Here is an 18,198-nt window from a genome sequence, read left to right as displayed (position 1 = left end):
GGCGTTCACCTCGTCACTTGCGACGCAGCTTCTGGATCGCGGCGATCTGGGCGGCCATCATCGCGAATTCGCTCTGGGCGCGGGCCAGGTCGATGTCGCTCTTGGCGTTCTTGATCGCTTCCTCGGCCTTGCGCTTGGCTTCCTGGGCCTTGGCCTCGTCGAGGTCATGGCCGCGGATCGCGGTGTCGGCGAGCACGGTCACGCGGTCCGGCTGCACCTCGAGGAGGCCGCCAGCCACGAACACGAACTCTTCCTGGCCATTGTCGGCGCGCTCGATGCGCACCGCGCCCGGCTTGATGCGGGTGATCAGCGGCGTGTGGCGGGGCAGGATGCCCAGCTCGCCGTTCTCGCCCGGCAGCGCGACGAACTTCGCCTCGCCCGAGAAGATCGACTCTTCCGCGGAGACGACGTCCACGTGGATCGTTGCCATGGTGTTCCTTCGTTGGTTTGAAGAGAGTCAGGAGACGGAGGTGGCGGCGCCGCCCGCAGCCACCCGCACGGGGCGGGAACGGGCAGCGACCGTCAGCCGGCTCACTGCATCTTCTTCGCCTTCTCGAAGGCCTCGTCGATCGTGCCGACCATGTAGAAGGCCTGCTCCGGCAGGTGATCGCACTCGCCGGCGACGATCATCTTGAAGCCGCGGATGGTTTCCTTCAGCGGAACGTACTTGCCCGGCGAGCCGGTGAACACTTCCGCGACGTGGAAGGGCTGCGACAGGAAGCGCTGGATCTTCCGGGCGCGAGCCACGGCCAGCTTGTCTTCCGGTGCCAGTTCGTCCATGCCCAGGATGGCGATGATGTCGCGCAGTTCCTTGTAGCGCTGCAGGATGCCCTGCACCGAACGGGTCGTCGTGTAGTGGTCTTCGCCGATGACGTTCGGGTCGATCTGGCGCGAGGTCGAGTCGAGCGGGTCGACGGCCGGGTAGATGCCCAGCGCGGCGATGTCACGCGACAGAACGACGGTGGCGTCCAGGTGACCGAAGGTGGTCGCCGGCGACGGGTCGGTCAGGTCATCCGCGGGAACGTAGACGGCCTGGATCGAGGTGATCGAGCCGACCTTGGTCGACGTGATCCGCTCCTGCAGACGGCCCATTTCCTCGGCCAGCGTCGGCTGGTAGCCCACCGCGGACGGCATGCGACCCAGCAGAGCGGACACTTCCGTGCCGGCCAGCGTGTAGCGGTAGATGTTGTCCACGAAGAACAGCACGTCACGGCCTTCGTCACGGAACGATTCCGCGATCGTCAGACCGGTCAGCGCCACGCGCAGACGGTTGCCCGGGGGCTCGTTCATCTGGCCGTAGACCATGGCGACCTTGGACTCGCCCAGGTTCTCCAGGTTCACGACGCCGGAATCGGCCATTTCATGATAGAAGTCGTTGCCCTCGCGGGTACGCTCGCCCACACCAGCGAACACCGACAGACCCGAGTGAGCCTTGGCGATGTTGTTGATGAGCTCCATCATGTTCACGGTCTTGCCGACGCCGGCGCCACCGAACAGACCCACCTTGCCGCCCTTGGCGAACGGGCAGATCAGGTCGATCACCTTGATGCCGGTTTCGAGCAGTTCCTGCGACGGGCTCAGCTCGTCGTAGGCCGGGGCCTTGCGGTGGATGGACGCCGACAGCTCCATCGAGACCGGGCCGCGCTCGTCGATCGGGCTGCCCAGCACGTCCATGATGCGGCCCAGCGTGGCGGGACCGACCGGCACGGTGATCGGAGCACCGGTGTTCTTCACCTCGATGCCGCGACGCAGACCGTCCGACGAGCCCAGCGCGATGGTACGGACCACGCCGTCGCCCAGCTGCTGCTGCACTTCCAGCGTCAGTGCGCTGCCTTCGAGTTTCAGCGCGTCGTAGATCTTCGGCATCTGGTTGCGCGGGAACTCCACGTCCACCACGGCGCCGATGCACTGAACGATCTTGCCCACTGCTTGAGTAGTCGCCATTTTTCGTTCCTTCAATCTTGATTCGTTGCGTCTGTCGCCCGGACCCGCGTCAGCCACCCAGGGCCGCGGCGCCGCCGACGATCTCGGACAGTTCCTTGGTGATGCCGGCCTGGCGGGTCTTGTTGTAGACCAGCTTGAGGTCGGCGATCAGCGTGCCCGCGTTGTCGGTGGCGGCCTTCATGGCCACCATGCGAGCGGACTGCTCGGACGCCATGTTCTCTGCGACCGCCTGGTAGACCAGGGCTTCGGCGTAGCGCACCATCAGGTCATCGATGACCGACTTGGCGTCCGGCTCGTACAGGTAGTCCCAGCCATGGGCCTGCTTCTCGGCCGCGGACTGCGACAGGCGATCGGACGACAGCGGCAGGAGCTGCTCGACGCGAGGCTCCTGCTTCATCGTGTTGATGAAGTTGGTGTAGCAGAGATAGACCGCGTCGAGCTTGCCCTCGGCGTACTGGTCCAGCAGGATCTTGACCGGGCCGATCAGCTTCTCGAGGTGGGGCACGTCGCCAAGCTGGGTCGCCTGCGCGACCACCTTGACGCCGACCCGGTTCAGGAAGCCGAGGCCCTTGTTGCCGATCGCGACAGCCTGGACCTTGGTACCGGCAGCCTCGAGCTCGCGCATCTTGTTGGTGACCACACGCAGCACGTTGGTGTTCAGACCGCCGCACAGACCCTTGTCGGTCGAGACGACGATCATGCCCACCTGCTTCGTGCCGGTGTTCTTCACCACGAACGGATGCTTGTACTCGGGCGTCGCCTGCGACAGGTTGGCCGTGATGATGCGGATCTTGTCCGCATACGGACGAGCCGCACGCATGCGATCCTGCGCCTTGCGCATCTTGGACGCGGCGACCATCTCCATGGCCTTGGTGATCTTCTTCGTGTTCTCGAAGCTCTTGATCTTGCCGCGAATTTCCTTGCCTGCCGCCATGACGCTGCTCCCGGCTTAGGCGAAGGACTTCTTGAACGCGGCGATCGCTGCGTTCAGGGCCGCTTCCGCGTCCTTGTCCATGGCCTTCTTCTCTTCGAGCGTCTTCAGCAGCGCGCCGTGGCTGGTCTTCAGGAACTGGTGCATGCCCGATTCGAAGGCCAGGACCTTCTTGACATCCACGTCGTCCAGGAAGCCCTTGTTCACCGCGTACAGCGTCGCCGCCATCAGGCTGATCGGCTGCGGGGCGTACTGCGACTGCTTCAGCAGCTCGGTCACGCGGGCACCGCGGTCCAGCTGACGCTTGGTCGCGGCATCCAGATCCGAGGCGAACTGCGCGAACGCGGCCAGTTCACGGTACTGCGCCAGGTCGGTACGGATACCGCCGGACAGGCCCTTGATCAGCTTGGTCTGGGCGGCACCACCGACGCGGGACACCGAGATACCGGCGTTGATCGCGGGACGGATGCCGGCGTTGAACAGGCTGGTTTCCAGGAAGATCTGACCGTCGGTGATCGAGATCACGTTGGTCGGAACGAAGGCGGAGACGTCACCGGCCTGGGTCTCGATCACGGGCAGCGCGGTCAGCGAACCGGTCTTGCCCTTGACTTCGCCCTTGGTGAAGGCTTCCACGTAGTCGGCGTTGACGCGGGCTGCGCGTTCCAGCAGACGGCTGTGGAGATAGAACACGTCGCCAGGGAAGGCTTCGCGGCCCGGCGGGCGGCGCAGCAGCAGCGAGACCTGGCGATAGGCGACGGCCTGCTTGGACAGATCGTCATAGACGATCAGCGCGTCCTGGCCGCGATCGCGGAAGTACTCGCCCATCGTGCAGCCGGTGTAGGCCGACAGGTACTGCATGGCCGCCGATTCGGAGGCCGATGCGGCGACGACGATGGTGTAGTCCATCGCGCCGTTCTGTTCCAGAGCGCGCACCACGTTCTTGATCGACGAAGCCTTCTGGCCGATCGCGACGTAGACGCAGGTCATGTTCTGACCCTTCTGGTTGATGATCGCGTCGATCGCCACGGCGGTCTTGCCGGTCTGGCGGTCGCCGATGATCAGCTCGCGCTGGCCACGGCCGATCGGCACCATCGAGTCGATCGACTTCAGGCCGGTCTGGACCGGCTGGTCCACCGACTTCCGTGCGATCACGCCCGGCGCGACCTTCTCGACGACGTCGGTCATCTTCGCGTTGATCGGACCCTTGCCGTCGATCGGCTGGCCCAGCGCGTTGACGACGCGGCCCATCAGTTCGGGGCCGACGGGCACTTCCAGAATGCGACCGGTGCACTTGACCGTGTCGCCTTCGGAGATGCTCTCGTACTCGCCCAGGATCACGGCGCCGACGGAGTCGCGCTCCAGGTTCAGCGCCAGACCCAGGACGCCGCCCGGGAACTCGAGCATTTCGCCCTGCATCACGTCGCTCAGGCCGTGGACTCGGACGATGCCGTCCGTCACCGAAACCACGGTGCCCTGATTGCGGATGTCGGCGGCGGCGCCAAGGCCGTCGATGCGGCTCTTGATCAGTTCAGAAATTTCTGCGGGATTCAATTGCATAGCTTGCTCCCAGTCCGGTGGAGCCATGCCTCGCCAGGGTGGCGCGACGGCAGGCTCCGACACGGAGGATGGATTCGATTCAAGCGCTCAGCGCCACCTTCATGCGTTCGAGTCGGGCCTTGACGGAGGTGTCGAGCACCTCGTCGCCCACCACCACGCGGATGCCGCCGATCAGCTCCGGCTCGATCTCGACACGGGCCGACAGCTTGCGCGCGAAGCGCTTCTCCAGGCTTGCCACGACCTCGGCGAGCGACTCGCCGGCGATCGGGTAGGGGCTGTAGATCACGGCATCGGACACGCCGGATGCGGCGTTGACCAAGGCATGGAACTGCTCGGCGATGGCGGGCAGGGCCACCAGGCGGCCGTTGTCGATCACGGTGCGCAGGAAGTTCTGCACGCCGGTCTCCAGCGGCATGCCGACGACGCTGCTGATCAGGTCGAAGACCTGGGCGCCGGTCACCTTCGGGCTGTCGGCGAACTGGCGCAGCTTCTCGTCGGAGGCGACTGCGGCCAGCGCGGCGACCTGACGGCTCCAGGCCGTCACGTCACCCTTCGCGGCGACCTGGTACAGGGCTTCGGCGTAGGGACGTGCGATGGTAGTGAGCTCGGCCATGTGTCACAGCTCCGTCTTCAGGCGAGCCAGCAGCTCGGCGTGGACACCAGCGTTGACCTCGCGCTTGAGGATCTGCTCGGCGCCCTTGACGGCCAGTGCGGCGACCTGCGAGCGCAGGGTCTCGCGGGCCTGGATCGACTGCTGGTCGGCTTCGGCCTTCGCAGCGGCGACGATCTTGGCACCTTCGTCCTCGGCGCGACGCTTGGCCTCGTCGATGATGGCCTGTGCACGCTTTTCAGCGTCGGCCAGCAGCTTGGCGGTCTCGTTGCGCGATTGGACAAGCTGTTCCTCGACGCGCTTGTTCGCGCTGGCGAGTTCGAGCTTGGCCTTGTCGGCCGCAGCCAGGCCGTCCGCGACCTTCTTGGCGCGATCATCGAGCGCCTTCGTGATCGGCGGCCACACGAACTTCATCGTGAACCACCAGAGGATCGCGAAGACCACGATCTGCGCCAACAGTGTTGCGTTCAGATTCACGGCTTCGACCTTTCTCGTGTAAGTCGTTTAGGGGAACAGGGAACGACGAGAAAGACCGATTACTTCAGGACGAACGGGTTCGCGAAGGCGAACAGCATCGCGATACCGACGCCGATCAGGAAGGCCGCGTCGATCAGACCGGCCAGCAGGAACATCTTGGTCTGCAGTTCGTTCATCAGCTCCGGCTGGCGAGCCGAGGCTTCGAGGTACTTGCCACCCATCAGGGCGATACCGATACAAGCACCGATGGCGCCCAGACCGATGATGATGCCGCAAGCCAGAGCGACGAGACCGAGGATGTTTTCCATGATTGCTCCTAAGAGAGGTTGTTGACGGACGGAAGGGAAAGGGAAACCGGGGATCAGGCGCGACTCCGGCCTCGCCGGCCTTTTCGGGCCGGCGTGACTGTGACAGATTTCGCGCGGAAGATCGATGCCGATCGGCATCGATCCGAGTGCTTCAGGACCGGATCAGTGCTTGTCGTGCGCCTGGCCGACGTACACCAGGGTCAGCATCATGAAGATGAAGGCCTGCAGCGTGATGATCAGGATGTGGAAGATGGCCCAGGCGGTGCCGGCGATGACGTTGCCGACCCACAGCGCGATGCCACCGAAGGAGCCGAAGCCCACCGCGCCCATCAGGGCGATCAGCATGAACACCAGTTCGCCGGCGAACATGTTGCCGAACAGTCGCATGCCGTGCGAGATCGTCTTGGCGGCGAACTCGATCATCTGCAGCGTGAAGTTGATCGGGGCCAGCAGCAGCGCGGCCGGGCCGTGCGCATGGAACGGAGCCGAGAACAGCTCGGCGATCCAGCCGCCCAGACCCTTGATCTTGATGCTGTAGTACAGGCAGGCCAGCAGCACGGTGACCGACATGCCCAGCGTGACCGACAGGTCGGCGGTCGGCACGACGCGCAGGTAGGCGTGGTGCGGGTCATGGCCCATCGCGCCGTAGACGCCGGCCCACAGCTTGGGCAGCAGGTCCAGCGGCAGCAGGTCCATCGCGTTCATCAGGAAGATCCAGACGAAGGCGGTCAGCGCCAGCGGGGCGACGGCCTTGCGCGACTCGGCGTTGTGCACGATGCCCTTGGCCTGGGTGTCGACCATCTCGACCAGGAACTCGACGGCAGCCTGCATGCGGCCCGGCACGCCCGAGCTCACGCGGCGGGCCACGCTCCACAGCAGGAAGCAGCCCACGACGCCCAGCAGGATCGAGAAGAACAGCGAGTCCAGCTTCAGGACCGGATCGCTGGTCGAGAAATCGGCAATGCCGGTCTGGACGCGGTTGGTCAGGTGGGTCAGGTGGTGGGAGATGTACTCCCCCGCGGTCGGCGCATGCTCAGCAGCGTGTTCTTCGGCAGCCATCGTCTTCTCTCGAACGGTTGTCGTCTTTTGTGTCTTAAGACCGAGTGGTTGTCACCCGACCCCGCCACAGCAGGGCCAGCCAATTCATCTTCATGCACACGATCATCGTGACCAGCAGCGCCGGCCAGCTCAGATCGGGCACGACCAGGATCGCAGCTGCCAGCATGGCCACCGAGATCCCGATCTTCAGGAACTCCCAGAACATGAAGTTGAACGCAGCGACGTTCGCCTTCACCTCCGGCAGCCGGTTCATCCGGGCCATGCCGCGCGCCAGAAGCGCGGTCGGCACCACCACGGTGGCCGCACCGTAAAGCGCGGACCAGACCGCTCCCCGCCCGGTGACGACAAGCCAGCACAGCACCGTCATCACCACGCCTGCCACGGCTTGCGCCGCCACCACCCGCCACGGAGAGATCTGCGGGAGACGGCTTCGGAGCGCTTGCGCCTCCTCCCTCGTCAGGCTCTTGAATTCCTCTTCGCCGTCCTCAGCTGATGGGTCATCGAGGTCGACCTGCCACCGGGACGTCCCGGCCGTGCTCGTCTTCACGGTGTTCATCGGCTTGCTCGGCAAAACCATCGAATTATACGTGGAAACCCCGACAGCTCAGACGTTTCAGCATCGTTTCAGCGCACCGGATGCAAGGCGCCCCTGAAGCGTGCACGGCATACAACACTGCGCTGCCGATGTGCATTCATTCGCGGGATCACCACACTTGACGGTGCATCGCCATGATGATGCGCAAGCTCGATGACAGCCCGCTTTCATGGCGACGCACCACGAACGTGCGCCCGAGGCCCGCAGCCTCAGCCGAGCGCGAACTGCGCCGGCAGGCCTGGCACGTCGACCTCCAGCGCCAGCACGCAGCCGGCCAGCGGCTGGGCGGCCAGCTCCTCGGCCGGACGCTTCTCGCGCGCAGTGGTGATGTAGAGCGTCTTCAGGTCGGCGCCGCCGAAGCAGGGCATGGTCGGGCAGCGCACCGGCAGGCGGATCTCGCGCAGCACCTCGCCCGAGGGCGACAGCCGCAGCACGCGCTGCCCCTCGAACATCGCCACCCAGTAGCAGCCCTCGACGTCGACCGCGGCACCGTCGGGACGACCGCCATAGCCCTCGAGCGGCTGGCCGGCCTGCTTGCGCGCGAAGGTGGCGAAGACGCGCCGGCGCGACAGGCTTCCGTCGTGTGCGTCGACATCGAGCGCATGGATGGTGTGCGAGGTCGTGTCCGTCCAGTACATCGTGCGCCCGTCCGGGCTCCAGCCCAGGCCGTTCGAGACGGTGACGCCGTCGGCCATGCGCTGGAGCTCGCCATGCGACCAGCAGTACAGCGCCGCCAGCGCCGGCTCGCGCGGCTCGTAGATCGTGCCGACCCAGAAGCGGCCGAGCGCATCGCTCTTGCCGTCGTTGAAGCGCTCCTTCGCCGGGTCGTAGGGCGGCTCGGCCAGGCGCTCGCGCTGGCCGCTGGCGGGATCGAAGCGCCACAGGCCGTCGCGCATCGCCAGCAGCAGCCCGCCGCCGAGCAGCGGCGCCAGGCTCGCCGGCTCGCAGGGAAAGTCCCAGGCCGCGGTCGTGCCGCGCACCGGATCGAGCCGGTGCACGCGCCGGCCGGGAATGTCGCACCAGTAGAGCACCTGCTCCTGCGGGTGCCACATCGGCGATTCGCCCAGCAGGCAGGGCGGGCTGACAGCGCGGATCGGGGTGTCGTCCATCAAGCGGGATCTCCGGGATGCATCAGGGTCGAGGCCCGAGATCCTAGCGCCGTACCGCGATGTAACCGCGCCCGCCGCCGTGGCGGCGGCTCAGTAGCGGCTCGTCACCGCGTCCAGGTCGACGCGCAGGTAGTGCGCGCCCGGCACCGGATTGAAGTAGTACGGCGGCACCTCGACGAAGCCCAGCGAGGCGTAGAGCTCGCGCGCGGCCTCCATGTCGTCGAGCGTGTCGAGCAGCATCGACGAGTAGCCGCCCTGGCGGCCGGCGTCGATCAGCGCCTCGGCGATCTGCCGGCCCAGGCCGAAGCGGCGGAAGGCGCGACGCACGAACAGCCGCTTCATCTCGCAGGCGTTCGGGTAGTCCACGTCGGTCAGCGGCCGCAGCGCGCCGCAGCCGGCCACCTCGCCGTCGACCAGCGCCAGCAGCAGCGTGCCGTGCGGCGGCGCATACGGGCCGGGCAGACTGGCGAGCTCCTCGTCGAAGCCCTGGAAGCACAGGTCGAAGGCCAGGCTGGCGGCGTAGTCGCGAAAGATCTCGCGTGCGGACTCGATCAGCGCCGGGGTGTCGGCGATGACGAGCCGTGTCTCGGGTACGTCCATGGCAGCGCAGTCTAGCCGCCCTGCGCGCCGACCCAGACCGCCAGCGCGGCCGCGGCCGCCGCCAGCAGCAGCGCCAGCGCGCGAGTGCGAACATCGTCACGGGAAGGCGGCACCTGCGACGGCAGCAGCTTGTCGCCGCACAGCATCGGCCGGACCAGGTCAGTGCCGCGCAGCCGGTAGACGGCGATCGCCACCAGGTGCAGCCCGATCATGCCCAGCAGCAGCCACTGGCCCCAGCCGCGGTGCCAGGACGTGGCCTTCAGCGCGGTCGACGACTCGACCCAGGCGTACAGCGGCCCGGTGAAGGCGATCTCGTCGTCGCTGACCAGCCCGGTGGCGAGCTGCAGTGCCAGCAGCCCCAGCAGCGCGAACACCGACAGCGCGCCGGTCGGACTGTGGCCGACGTCGAGATGCTCGCCCGGGCGCGGCCGGCCGCGCAGGTGGCGCAGCAAGGCGCCGGGGCCGTGCACGAAGCTGGCGAAGCGCGACCAGCGCCCGCCGGCCAGCCCCCAGACCAGCCGGAAGGCCAGCAGCGCCAGCACCGCCAGCCCGAGACGCTGGTGCCAGACCATCGCGTTGCCGCCCACCTTGGCCGACACCACCGCGCCGGTCACCGCCAGCGCCAGCAGCCCGTGGAACAGCCGCGTCGGCAGATCCCAGATCCGCACCCGCACCAGCGCGGCCGAGCGGGGAGAGGAAGTCGGATTCATCGGGTGTCCTGCGTCATGAGGGGCTTCGGAGCGAAGGCTACACTGGCCCGGACCTTCGGGTCACCCCTGCCCGCCATTTCCGACCGGAGCTTCCGCCGATGAAACGTCTCTGCCTCGTCCTGTGCACCGCCACCGGCCTGCTGGCCGCCCTGCCCGCCAGCGCCCAGTTCCAGAAGCCCGAGGATGCGATCAAGTACCGCAAGGCCGCCTTCACCGTGATGGCGAACCACTTCGGCCGCATCGGCGCGATGGCCAACGGCAAGGCGCCCTTCGATGCCAAGGCCGCGGCCGAGAACGCCGCGCTGGTCGCCGAGCTGGCCTCGCTGCCGGGCACCGCCTTCGGCCCCGGCACCGACAAGGGCGAGACGCGCGCCAAGCCCGAGATCTGGACCGAATCGGACAAGTTCAAGGCGGGCATGAGCAAGATGGTCGAGGAGACCGCCAGGCTCAATGCCGCGGCCAGGACGGGTGATCTGGCCCAGCTCAAGACCGCCTTCGGCGCAGCTGCGCAGACCTGCAAGAGCTGCCACGACAACTTCCGCAAGGAATGACGCCCGGGCCGGGGGGCCCGGCTCAGAGCCGCAGCGTCCCGCTGACGCAGCCCGTCACGTCGCCGGCGATCCACACGCCGGCGTTCTCGCCGGCGGCGATGCGCTCGACATGCACCCGCCCGTCGCGGCCGAGCGCGTGGCCCTGCCCCGCCACGTAGCGCGCCGGAAGCAGGCCCGCGCCGGTCAGCCACTGCGCCAGACCGGCGTTCAGGCTGCCGGTGACCGGGTCTTCCGGCACGCCCAGCTCCGGCACGAAGGCGCGCACCTCGACATCGACCTCGCCGCCCGCCGGCCAGGCGCCGACGACGCCGATCTTCAGCCCCGCCGCCGCCATCGCCGCGAAGTCGGGCTGCAGCGCGCGCACCGCCGCCCCATCCTGCAGCCGCACGCCGAGCCAGCCCGGGCCGTTGTCGATCCATTCCACCTGCAGCACCGCAGGCGCCGCCAGCCGCAGCGCGGCCAGTACCTGCGCGACGGTCTCGGCACCAGCCGGGCCGCTGCGTCGCAGCGGTGGCGCCTGGAAGGCCAGCCGTGGGGCATGCCCCTCGACACGGCGCACGCGCACCAGACCCACGCCGCACTCCTGCACCACCTCGCCGGCGCGCTGCGGCACGCCGCCCGCGTCCAGCCAGGCCTGGGCGCTGCCCAGCGTCGGGTGGCCGGCGAAGGGCAGCTCGCCGCCGGGCGTGAAGATGCGCACCCGGTAGTCGGCGGCCGGATCGGTCGGCGGCAGCAGGAAGGTGGTCTCGGAGAGATTCGTCCAGCGCGCACAGGCGGCCATCTGCGCATCGCTCAGGCCCTCGGCGTCGATGACGACGGCCAGCGGATTGCCGAGCAGCGGCGTGGCGGTGAAGACATCGAGCACCGCGTAGCGGCGGGTCCGGGCAGCAGCGTTCATGGTCAGGGCGTCGGGGTCGGCGCGTCTTCGGTCAGGTGGCGGCGCAGCAGCGCGCCCAGCGTGGCCACCGCGGTGCGGATCTCGTCGGGCGTCAGCGTCACGAAGGACAGGCGCACGGTGCGCGCATCGGGCTGGCGGGCGTAGAAGGCCGCGCCGGGCACGAAGGCGATGCCCTGCTCCACCGCCTGCGGCAGCAGCGCCGTGGCGTCGCAGCCGGCCGGCAGCCGCACCCAGCAGAACATGCCGCCCGAGGGCGGCTGCCACTCGCTGCCGGCGGGCAGGTGCTCGCGCAGCGCCTCGCACAGCGCGTCGCGCTGGCGGCGGTACATCGCGCGGATCTTGGGCACATGGGTGTCGAGGAAGCCGTCGCGGATCACCTCGTGCACCACGCGCTGGTTGAAGCCTGGCGTGTGCAGGTCGGCGGCCTGCTTGGCCTGCAGCAGCTTGGGGTAGAGCGCGCGCGGCGCCACCAGATAGCCCAGCCGCAGCCCCGGTGCCAGCACCTTCGAGAACGAGCCCAGATAGATCGTGCCCTCCGGCCAGCGCGCGGCCAGCGGGCGCGGGGGGGCCTCGTCGAACCACAGGTCGCCGTAGGGGTTGTCCTCGACCAGCGGCACGCCGGCGCGCTTCGCGGCGGCCACCAGCGCCTCGCGACGGGCTTCCGGCATCAGCCGGCCGCTCGGGTTCTGGAAGTTCGGCAGCACGTACAGGAAGCGCGTGCCCGGCGCGTCATGCGCGAGCGCCGCCACCGCCTCGGGCAGCGGGCCGTCGGCGTCGCTGGCGACGCTGGCGAAGATCGGCTCCATCGGCGAGAAGGCCTGCAGCGCGCCCAGGTAGGTCGGCGTCTCCACCGCCACCGGCGCGCCCGGATCGACCAGCACCTTGGCCACCAGGTCCAGGCCCTGCTGCGAGCCGGTGGTGATCAGCACCTGGTCGGCGCCGACCGCCATGCCCTGCCCGGCCAGATGGGCCGCGACCCATTCGCGCAGGGGCGCGAAGCCCTCGCTGGCGGCGTACTGCAGCGCCTCGCGCGGGGTGTCGCGCAGCACGCGCTCGCAGGCGGCACGCATCGCCTCGACCGGAAAGCTTTCCGGCGAGGGCAGGCCGCCGGCCATCGACAGGATGCCGGGGCGGTCGGTGACCTTGAGGATCTCGCGCAGGATCGACGGATTCATGCGCTCGGCGCGGCGCGCCGGGGTCCACGGGGAAGAAGGTTCAGCAGCAGTCATGCACGGCACTCCGGCTCGGATCGATTCAGGGAAGACGGGACCGCCAGGACTCGGGGTGGCGTGCGCCCGACCGGCATTGTCCGTCCGATGCCCACGCAGGCCATCACCGCCAGCGCGAAGACCAGCGTGTCGGCCTGCAGCGGCTCGCCCAGCAGCGGCACGGCCGCCAGCAGCGCGAGAAAGGGCTGCAGCATCTGCACCTGGCTGACCCGCACCAGCCCGCCCAGCGCCAGGCCGCGGTACCAGGCGAAGAAGCCCAGCCACATCGAGAACACGGTCACATAGGCGAAGCCGGCCCAGGCCGCGGCCGACACCGCCCGCGGCTCGGGCGGCCACGACCACAGCGCCGCGGGCAGCGTCAGCGGCAGGCTGATCACCAGCACCCAGCAGATCACCTGCTCGGGCAGCCGCGCCGCCGACAGCCGCGCGCCGGACACATAGCCCGCCGCCCCGCACAGCATCGCCAGCAGCAGCCAGCCGTCGGCCGCACTCACCCGGCCGCCGCCCTTCAGGCCGGCAAAGCCCAGCACCAGCGCGGCCCCGGCCAGCGCGCAGATCCAGAAGCCGCGCGAGGGCCGCTGGCGCAGATGCCAGGCGCCGACCGCCGCGGTGCACAGCGGCAGCAGGCCGGTGATGACCGAGGCGTGCATCGACGGCACCTCGCGCAGCGCCATCGCCAGGCACAGCGGAAAGCCCAGCACCGTGCCGGCGGCCGACAGCAGCAGCGCGCCGCGCTCGGCGCGGGTCGGCCAGGCGGCGCGGGTCAGCATCAGGAAGATCAGGCTGAGCAGCGCGGCGCCGGCGGCGCGCCCGGCGGTGACGAACAGCGGCGGCAGCTGCGGCGCCTCCAGCGGCCCGACCGCCAGCCGCGTCATCGGCGTGGTCAGCGCGAACACCGCCACGCCCAGCAGGCCCAGCCAGAGGCCGCGGCGCTCGGCCGCCGGATCGCGCGGGGAGAAAGACGTCGGAGGGATCGTGCGCTCAGTCATGTGCACAGTCTAGGAACAGTGAGCAGTACACTGACAGTACAGTTCGACCGACGCGTCGGCACACTGTATTGCCCGATCGATCGACACAGCCGCGCCCTGCCCCGATGAATGCCCCGCTGCCCGCCCCGTCCGCCCTGCTGCTCAGCCGCGACGGCAGCCGCACGCTGTCCGAACAGCTCGCCGCGCACTACGCCGCGCTGATCCGCCAGCGCCTGCTCGCGCCGGGCAGCCGCCTGCCGTCGGTGCGCGAAGGCGCCAGCCGCCACGGCGTCAGCCCGCACACCATCGTCGCCACCTACGACCAGCTGCTGGCGCAGGGCCTGGTCGAGGCGCAGCGCCAGCGCGGCTTCTTCGTGCGCGAGCGTGCGGCCCCTGCGCAGCGCGGCGAGGCTCCGGCCGCGTCACCGCCCGACAGCCCGCGGGTGCCGGTCGACGCCAGCACGCTGATCCGCGGCATGCTGGGCAGCGGCGGGCGGCACGGCCCCGGCCTGGGCACCCTGCCGCCCGCCTGGCTGGATGCGCCGATGCTGCAGGCCGCGCTGCGCCGGGTGCTGGCCAGCGGCCGCGAGGACGAGCTGGGCGCCGCTGCGCTGCACTACGGCGAGCCGGCGGGCGACCCGCGGCTGCGCGAGGCGCTGGCGCAGCGCCTGGCCGATGTCGGCGTGCGTGCCGCGCCGCGCCAGATCATGACCACGCTGGGCGCGACCCAGGCGCTCGATCTGGTCTCGCGCGCGCTGCTGGCGCCGGGCGACGCGGTGCTGGTCGACGAGCCCGGCTGGTCGGTCGAATACGCGCGGCTGACGCTGCTGGGCATGCGGCTGCTGCCGGTGCCGCGCGGCCCCGACGGGCCCGACCTGGCGGTGATGGAGGCGCTGGCGCGCGAGCACCGCCCGCGCCTGTACGTGACCGTCTCGGTGCTGCACAACCCGACCGGCGGCATGCTGTCGCTGGCCAGCGCGCACCAGCTGCTGCAGCTGGCGCAGACGCACGACTTCCACGTCATCGAGGACGACACCTACGCGCACCTGGCGCCCGCGCACGCGCCCCGGCTGGCCGCGCTCGACGGGCTCAAGCGCTGCTTCCACATCAGCGGCTTCTCGAAGATCCTGGCCCCCGGCTGGCGGGTCGGCTTCGTCGCGGCGCCCTCCGACTGGATCGAGCGGCTGATCGACGTGAAGATGCTCGCCAGCCTCACCACGCCGGCGCTGCTGGAGCAGGCGGTGGCGGTCTGTCTGGAGCAGGGCCTGCTGCGCCGCCATGCCGAGCGGGTGGTGGCGCGGCTCGACGCCGCGCGCGGGCGCAGCGTGCGGCTGGCGCAGGGCGCGGGCTGCGAGTTCGTCTGCCCGCCGCAAGGACTGTTCGGCTGGGTCGAGACCGGCGTCGACACCGAGGCGCTGGCACAGCGCCTGCTCGACGACGGCTGGCTGACCGCGCCCGGCTGTCTGTTCCACCCAGACCGCCAGCCCAGCACGCGCATGCGCATCAACTTCGCCACGGCACAGGACGCGGCGTTCTGGCGCGACTTCGAGAATGAGCGCGATGCGATGCGGCGCTGAAGAAAGGCGATCACTCGACCGACTCAGCCGTTTCCTCCTGACCGTGCGCAATCGAGTCCTCGTAGACCAGTTGCTGGTGAATCCAGGCTTGGCGAGCCGATTCATCAGCAGCGATCCTTTCTTCAATCGCACGAGTTTCCCGATAATCCTGCGCAGCCGCTGACAGCGTCCATACGGCAAGACCACCGATCCGCTCGACCTCTTCCTTGATCTGCCGGATTGTGACTCGGAAGAATTCCTTCCGCGGATTGACCTTGTTCATCTGGCACTGCACGAACTTCTTGTGCAACAAGGACTCCAAGGCAGGCGCATTATCTGACCAGATCATTGCATGCACATCAAAACCAAACGGGACACTGGCATCACCCAACTCGCGGACCCGGTCCATCGGCTCAAGACGGCGGGTCATTCCAATCTTGTACACGTCTTCGCCGAACGAGCCGACGTTGGAGATCACATAAACATGCCCTGCCTTGGTCTGCTGCGCCATTGACAGGGCACGACGGTTCTTCTCTTCCGCCTCGGCCAAGCGACGCCCCAGTTCGGCCATCTGCTCCTCGTACATGCGGCGTTGATCAAGACCCGCCTTTTCCATCTGGGCACGGGTCTTCTCGATCGCCTTCTGCACAAGCTCCTCTTCCTTGGCCGCATCCTTCAAGGCCTTCTCATATTCACGGCGGGCCCGTTCCTCTTCACGGATCTGTTCCTTGATGCGCCGCTGCTCCTCGCGCTCGGCTGCCCGGAGCTCGTTGACCAGAACGGCCCAGCGCAGCTCATCAATACGGCTGTTCACATATTCCTCGCTGATCTTGGCGCCACGGAACGCTGCTCCGTTGAGGCCGACCAGCGCAGCAGCATCGCGGATTTCCTGCTCAAGGACGCCCACGTTCTCACTCTTGATCCTTGACAATATGGAATCGACCTTGCCGTTGAACGCATCAAGAACAAACCGAACTGCCGTCTCCCTCCGCGTGCGCTCTACATAGTCGCAGGATGCCGCTCTTGCCTGAATCACCATTAGACGGGATCTTTCTCGGGCACCTTTGAGCTCTTTGCCAGCCTCCACATGAGAATAGGAGATTGCCAATTCATCCAGCAGACTGTGCGATGGCACGACATATGAATTTCCATAGCCATCAATCATGTTCTTCAGTGCCGTGGATGCCGCTTGGAGACGATCGAAATCCTTGAGTGCGCGATAAGCATCACCGGCGATCTCCTCGGCCTGCCGATGCGCATCATCAAGTATCTTCTTTGCGCTCATGCCAGCCTCGGCAAATACAATCTCGGCGGCATCTCGCTTCGCTCGAGAGTCCTTCTGCGCAGCAGATCTCATCTGATCTGCATCCAATTTGGCTTGAGCCAAATCTTTCTGTGCAACCAGCCTTGTTGTGTCTGCCTGCTTCGCTGCGATCGCCAACGCGTCATCAGCTTTCTTGCGCGCACTCTCGATCAATTCGTCGCACTGCCTGACTGCAGCCTTCTTCAGGATCTCCGCTTCATGCCTTGCCGCAACAGACATCTGACTGGTCGACAAAACTGCATCCGCAACGATCTGATCCGCCTGCCGCCGCCCCGCATTGACCAGCCCGTCGATCTCGCCATCAAGACGAGATAGCCTGTCTCGCGCCGCGGTCTCCCGACGCTGGATGTCATTCAATCGAGACTCGGCTTCCTTCCGCTCCTGGAGGATCTGGTCTTGCATGCCCTGGATGTGCTGCCTCGCCTCATGCAAGTCTCTCTCGATCTCGATTTCAGCTTCGGCCCGCAGACGCCTCACCTCATCCTGCACATGGGCCACGGGTCGCCAATCCACCAGTTGGGCCTGCAACTCATCGCAATGCCGTTGCAAGTTCTCGATCTTGGCAGCAGCATCTTCGAACTGGCTTTGGGACCTCAGCAAGCCCTCCCTGGCTGCTCGTTTCTGTGCCCACATGATGACTGCAGCCAGCACAGCCACTGCCGCGATCAAGATCCATACGACATCCTGCATTTGATCTCCCTGCCAGTAGAGGCCGGATCATAGAAATGCAAAATTCCCACAACAAGGCTCCCCCGCTCCACACGCAAAAAAGCCGGCCATGTGGCCGGCTTCTTCCGTGCAAAAGTACCTCGTCTGTCAGGCCGCCTCGACCAGCGCCTTCTTCATCTTCTTCATCGCCGCGACCTCGATCTGGCGGATGCGCTCGGCACTGACGCCGTACTCGGCGGCCAGCTCGTGCAGCGTCATGCCGCCGGAGCCGTCGTCGTTGACCTTGAGCCAGCGCTCCTCGACGATGCGGCGGCTGCGGGCGTCGAGCGCGTCGAGCGCGCGCAGCAGGCCCGGGCCGGCCAGCTCGTCGCGGCGGCGGGCCTCGATCGCGCGGGTCGGCTCCTGGCGGTCGTCGGCCAGGTAGGCGATCGGCGCGAAGGACTCGTCATCGTCGTCGCCGCCCGGCTCGAGCGCGACGTCACCGCCGGCGAAGCGCGTCTCCATCTCGATCACGTCCTCGCGGCGCACGTTCAGCTCGGCGGCGACGCGGTCGATCTCGGCCTCGGTCAGGCCGGCGCGGTGGGTGGCGCCGTCGGCGGCCTCGCCCTTCATCTGGCGCTTCATCGAGCGCAGGTTGAAGAACAGCTTGCGCTGCGCCTTGGTCGTGGCGACCTTGACCACGCGCCAGTTCTTCAGGATGTATTCGTGGATCTCGGCCTTGATCCAGTGCAGCGCGTAGCTGACCAGGCGCACGCCCTGGTCCGGGTCGAAGCGCTTGACCGCCTTCATCAGGCCGACGTTGCCTTCCTGGATCAGGTCGCCCTGCGGCAGGCCGTAGCCGAGATACTGCCGTGCCACCGAGACCACCAGGCGCAGGTGCGACAGCACCAGCCGGCCGGCGGCGTCCAGATCCTGCTGGTCGCGCAGGCGGCGCGCCAGACGCGACTCGTCTTCGGCGCTGAGCATCGGCAGCCGGTTGACGGCGCTGATGTAGGCGTCGAGATTGCCCAGCGAAGGCACCAGGGCCCAGGGATCACGGACAGCAAGAGCGGTGGAAGAGGACAGTTGCATGTTGGCCATAGACTGTTTCAGCCTCCTGGAGT

Annotated in this window: 19 protein-coding genes; 2 read left to right on the top strand and 17 right to left on the bottom strand. The window is 67.8% G+C overall.

Going from position 1 to position 18,198, the window contains the following annotated elements; translation table 11 throughout:
- Positions 1-13: 13 nt before the first annotated feature.
- From HNQ01_RS11145 to HNQ01_RS11090, 12 genes are all read right to left on the bottom strand, one after another.
- Positions 14-430, bottom strand: coding sequence for a F0F1 ATP synthase subunit epsilon (locus HNQ01_RS11145; protein WP_173805494.1), 417 nt, complete (start codon positions 428-430; stop codon positions 14-16).
- A 101-nt stretch (positions 431-531) separates the two neighbouring features.
- Positions 532-1,944 (bottom strand): F0F1 ATP synthase subunit beta, encoded by a 1,413-nt coding sequence (gene atpD, locus HNQ01_RS11140; protein ID WP_173805493.1) that lies wholly within the window; start codon positions 1,942-1,944, stop codon positions 532-534.
- A gap of 49 nt (positions 1,945-1,993) precedes the next feature.
- Positions 1,994-2,878: a F0F1 ATP synthase subunit gamma gene (gene atpG / locus HNQ01_RS11135; RefSeq protein WP_173805492.1), complete on the bottom strand. Its 885-nt coding sequence runs from the start codon at positions 2,876-2,878 to the stop codon at positions 1,994-1,996.
- A gap of 15 nt (positions 2,879-2,893) precedes the next feature.
- A complete protein-coding gene (atpA, locus tag HNQ01_RS11130; protein ID WP_173805531.1) occupies positions 2,894-4,432 on the bottom strand; it encodes a F0F1 ATP synthase subunit alpha in 1,539 nt (512 codons plus the stop codon).
- 79 nt (positions 4,433-4,511) lie between these two features.
- Positions 4,512-5,045, bottom strand: coding sequence for a F0F1 ATP synthase subunit delta (locus HNQ01_RS11125; protein ID WP_173805491.1), 534 nt, complete (start codon positions 5,043-5,045; stop codon positions 4,512-4,514).
- A 3-nt stretch (positions 5,046-5,048) separates the two neighbouring features.
- Complete coding sequence (locus tag HNQ01_RS11120) at positions 5,049-5,519, bottom strand: F0F1 ATP synthase subunit B (protein ID WP_173805490.1); 471 nt, start codon at positions 5,517-5,519, stop codon at positions 5,049-5,051.
- A 59-nt stretch (positions 5,520-5,578) separates the two neighbouring features.
- Positions 5,579-5,827, bottom strand: a complete 249-nt coding sequence (atpE, locus tag HNQ01_RS11115) for a F0F1 ATP synthase subunit C (RefSeq protein ID WP_163456789.1) — start codon at positions 5,825-5,827, stop codon at positions 5,579-5,581.
- A 162-nt stretch (positions 5,828-5,989) separates the two neighbouring features.
- Positions 5,990-6,886 carry a F0F1 ATP synthase subunit A gene (gene atpB, locus HNQ01_RS11110; protein WP_173805489.1) on the bottom strand — a complete coding sequence of 299 codons (897 nt, stop codon included), beginning with the start codon at positions 6,884-6,886 and terminating at the stop codon, positions 5,990-5,992.
- A 34-nt stretch (positions 6,887-6,920) separates the two neighbouring features.
- Positions 6,921-7,442 (bottom strand): ATP synthase subunit I, encoded by a 522-nt coding sequence (locus HNQ01_RS11105; protein ID WP_173805488.1) that lies wholly within the window; start codon positions 7,440-7,442, stop codon positions 6,921-6,923.
- A gap of 248 nt (positions 7,443-7,690) precedes the next feature.
- Positions 7,691-8,590 (bottom strand): SMP-30/gluconolactonase/LRE family protein, encoded by a 900-nt coding sequence (locus HNQ01_RS11100; protein ID WP_173805487.1) that lies wholly within the window; start codon positions 8,588-8,590, stop codon positions 7,691-7,693.
- Positions 8,591-8,680: 90 nt separating this feature from the next.
- Positions 8,681-9,190, bottom strand: a complete 510-nt coding sequence (locus HNQ01_RS11095) for a GNAT family N-acetyltransferase (protein WP_173805486.1) — start codon at positions 9,188-9,190, stop codon at positions 8,681-8,683.
- A gap of 11 nt (positions 9,191-9,201) precedes the next feature.
- Positions 9,202-9,900: a cytochrome b/b6 domain-containing protein gene (locus tag HNQ01_RS11090; RefSeq protein ID WP_173805485.1), complete on the bottom strand. Its 699-nt coding sequence runs from the start codon at positions 9,898-9,900 to the stop codon at positions 9,202-9,204.
- A gap of 98 nt (positions 9,901-9,998) precedes the next feature.
- On the opposite strand from HNQ01_RS11090, the gene HNQ01_RS11085 reads away from it, so the two are divergent.
- Entirely contained in the window at positions 9,999-10,451 is a 453-nt protein-coding gene (locus tag HNQ01_RS11085) for a c-type cytochrome (RefSeq protein ID WP_173805484.1), read from the top strand.
- Between the two features lie 22 nt (positions 10,452-10,473).
- On the opposite strand, the gene HNQ01_RS11080 is transcribed toward HNQ01_RS11085, so the two are convergent.
- From HNQ01_RS11080 to HNQ01_RS11070, 3 genes are read right to left on the bottom strand one after another with little or no spacing between them, the layout of a single operon-like run.
- Complete coding sequence (locus HNQ01_RS11080; RefSeq protein ID WP_173805483.1) at positions 10,474-11,349, bottom strand: PhzF family phenazine biosynthesis protein; 876 nt, start codon at positions 11,347-11,349, stop codon at positions 10,474-10,476.
- A 2-nt stretch (positions 11,350-11,351) separates the two neighbouring features.
- Positions 11,352-12,578: an aminotransferase-like domain-containing protein gene (locus tag HNQ01_RS11075; protein WP_173805482.1), complete on the bottom strand. Its 1,227-nt coding sequence runs from the start codon at positions 12,576-12,578 to the stop codon at positions 11,352-11,354.
- Positions 12,575-13,567, bottom strand: a complete 993-nt coding sequence (locus tag HNQ01_RS11070; protein WP_173805481.1) for a DMT family transporter — start codon at positions 13,565-13,567, stop codon at positions 12,575-12,577. The genes HNQ01_RS11075 and HNQ01_RS11070 overlap by 4 nt, the downstream gene beginning before the upstream one ends.
- A gap of 104 nt (positions 13,568-13,671) precedes the next feature.
- Between HNQ01_RS11070 and HNQ01_RS11065 the strand changes: the two genes are divergently transcribed.
- Positions 13,672-15,123 (top strand): aminotransferase-like domain-containing protein, encoded by a 1,452-nt coding sequence (locus tag HNQ01_RS11065; protein WP_286180699.1) that lies wholly within the window; start codon positions 13,672-13,674, stop codon positions 15,121-15,123.
- Positions 15,124-15,133: 10 nt separating this feature from the next.
- Here the strand turns inward: HNQ01_RS11065 and HNQ01_RS11060 are convergent, their stop codons facing one another.
- Both HNQ01_RS11060 and rpoH read right to left on the bottom strand, forming a co-directional pair.
- Positions 15,134-17,116 (bottom strand): SNIPE associated domain-containing protein, encoded by a 1,983-nt coding sequence (locus tag HNQ01_RS11060; protein WP_286180697.1) that lies wholly within the window; start codon positions 17,114-17,116, stop codon positions 15,134-15,136.
- 126 nt (positions 17,117-17,242) lie between these two features.
- Positions 17,243-18,175 (bottom strand): RNA polymerase sigma factor RpoH, encoded by a 933-nt coding sequence (gene rpoH, locus HNQ01_RS11055; RefSeq protein ID WP_149502454.1) that lies wholly within the window; start codon positions 18,173-18,175, stop codon positions 17,243-17,245.
- Positions 18,176-18,198: the final 23 nt, after the last annotated feature.

The organism is Sphaerotilus uruguayifluvii (genome assembly GCF_013294065.1).
Classification (GTDB): Bacteria; Pseudomonadota; Gammaproteobacteria; order Burkholderiales; family Burkholderiaceae_C; genus Sphaerotilus; species Sphaerotilus uruguayifluvii.
This window is presented reverse-complemented; position numbering and strand designations above follow the sequence as displayed.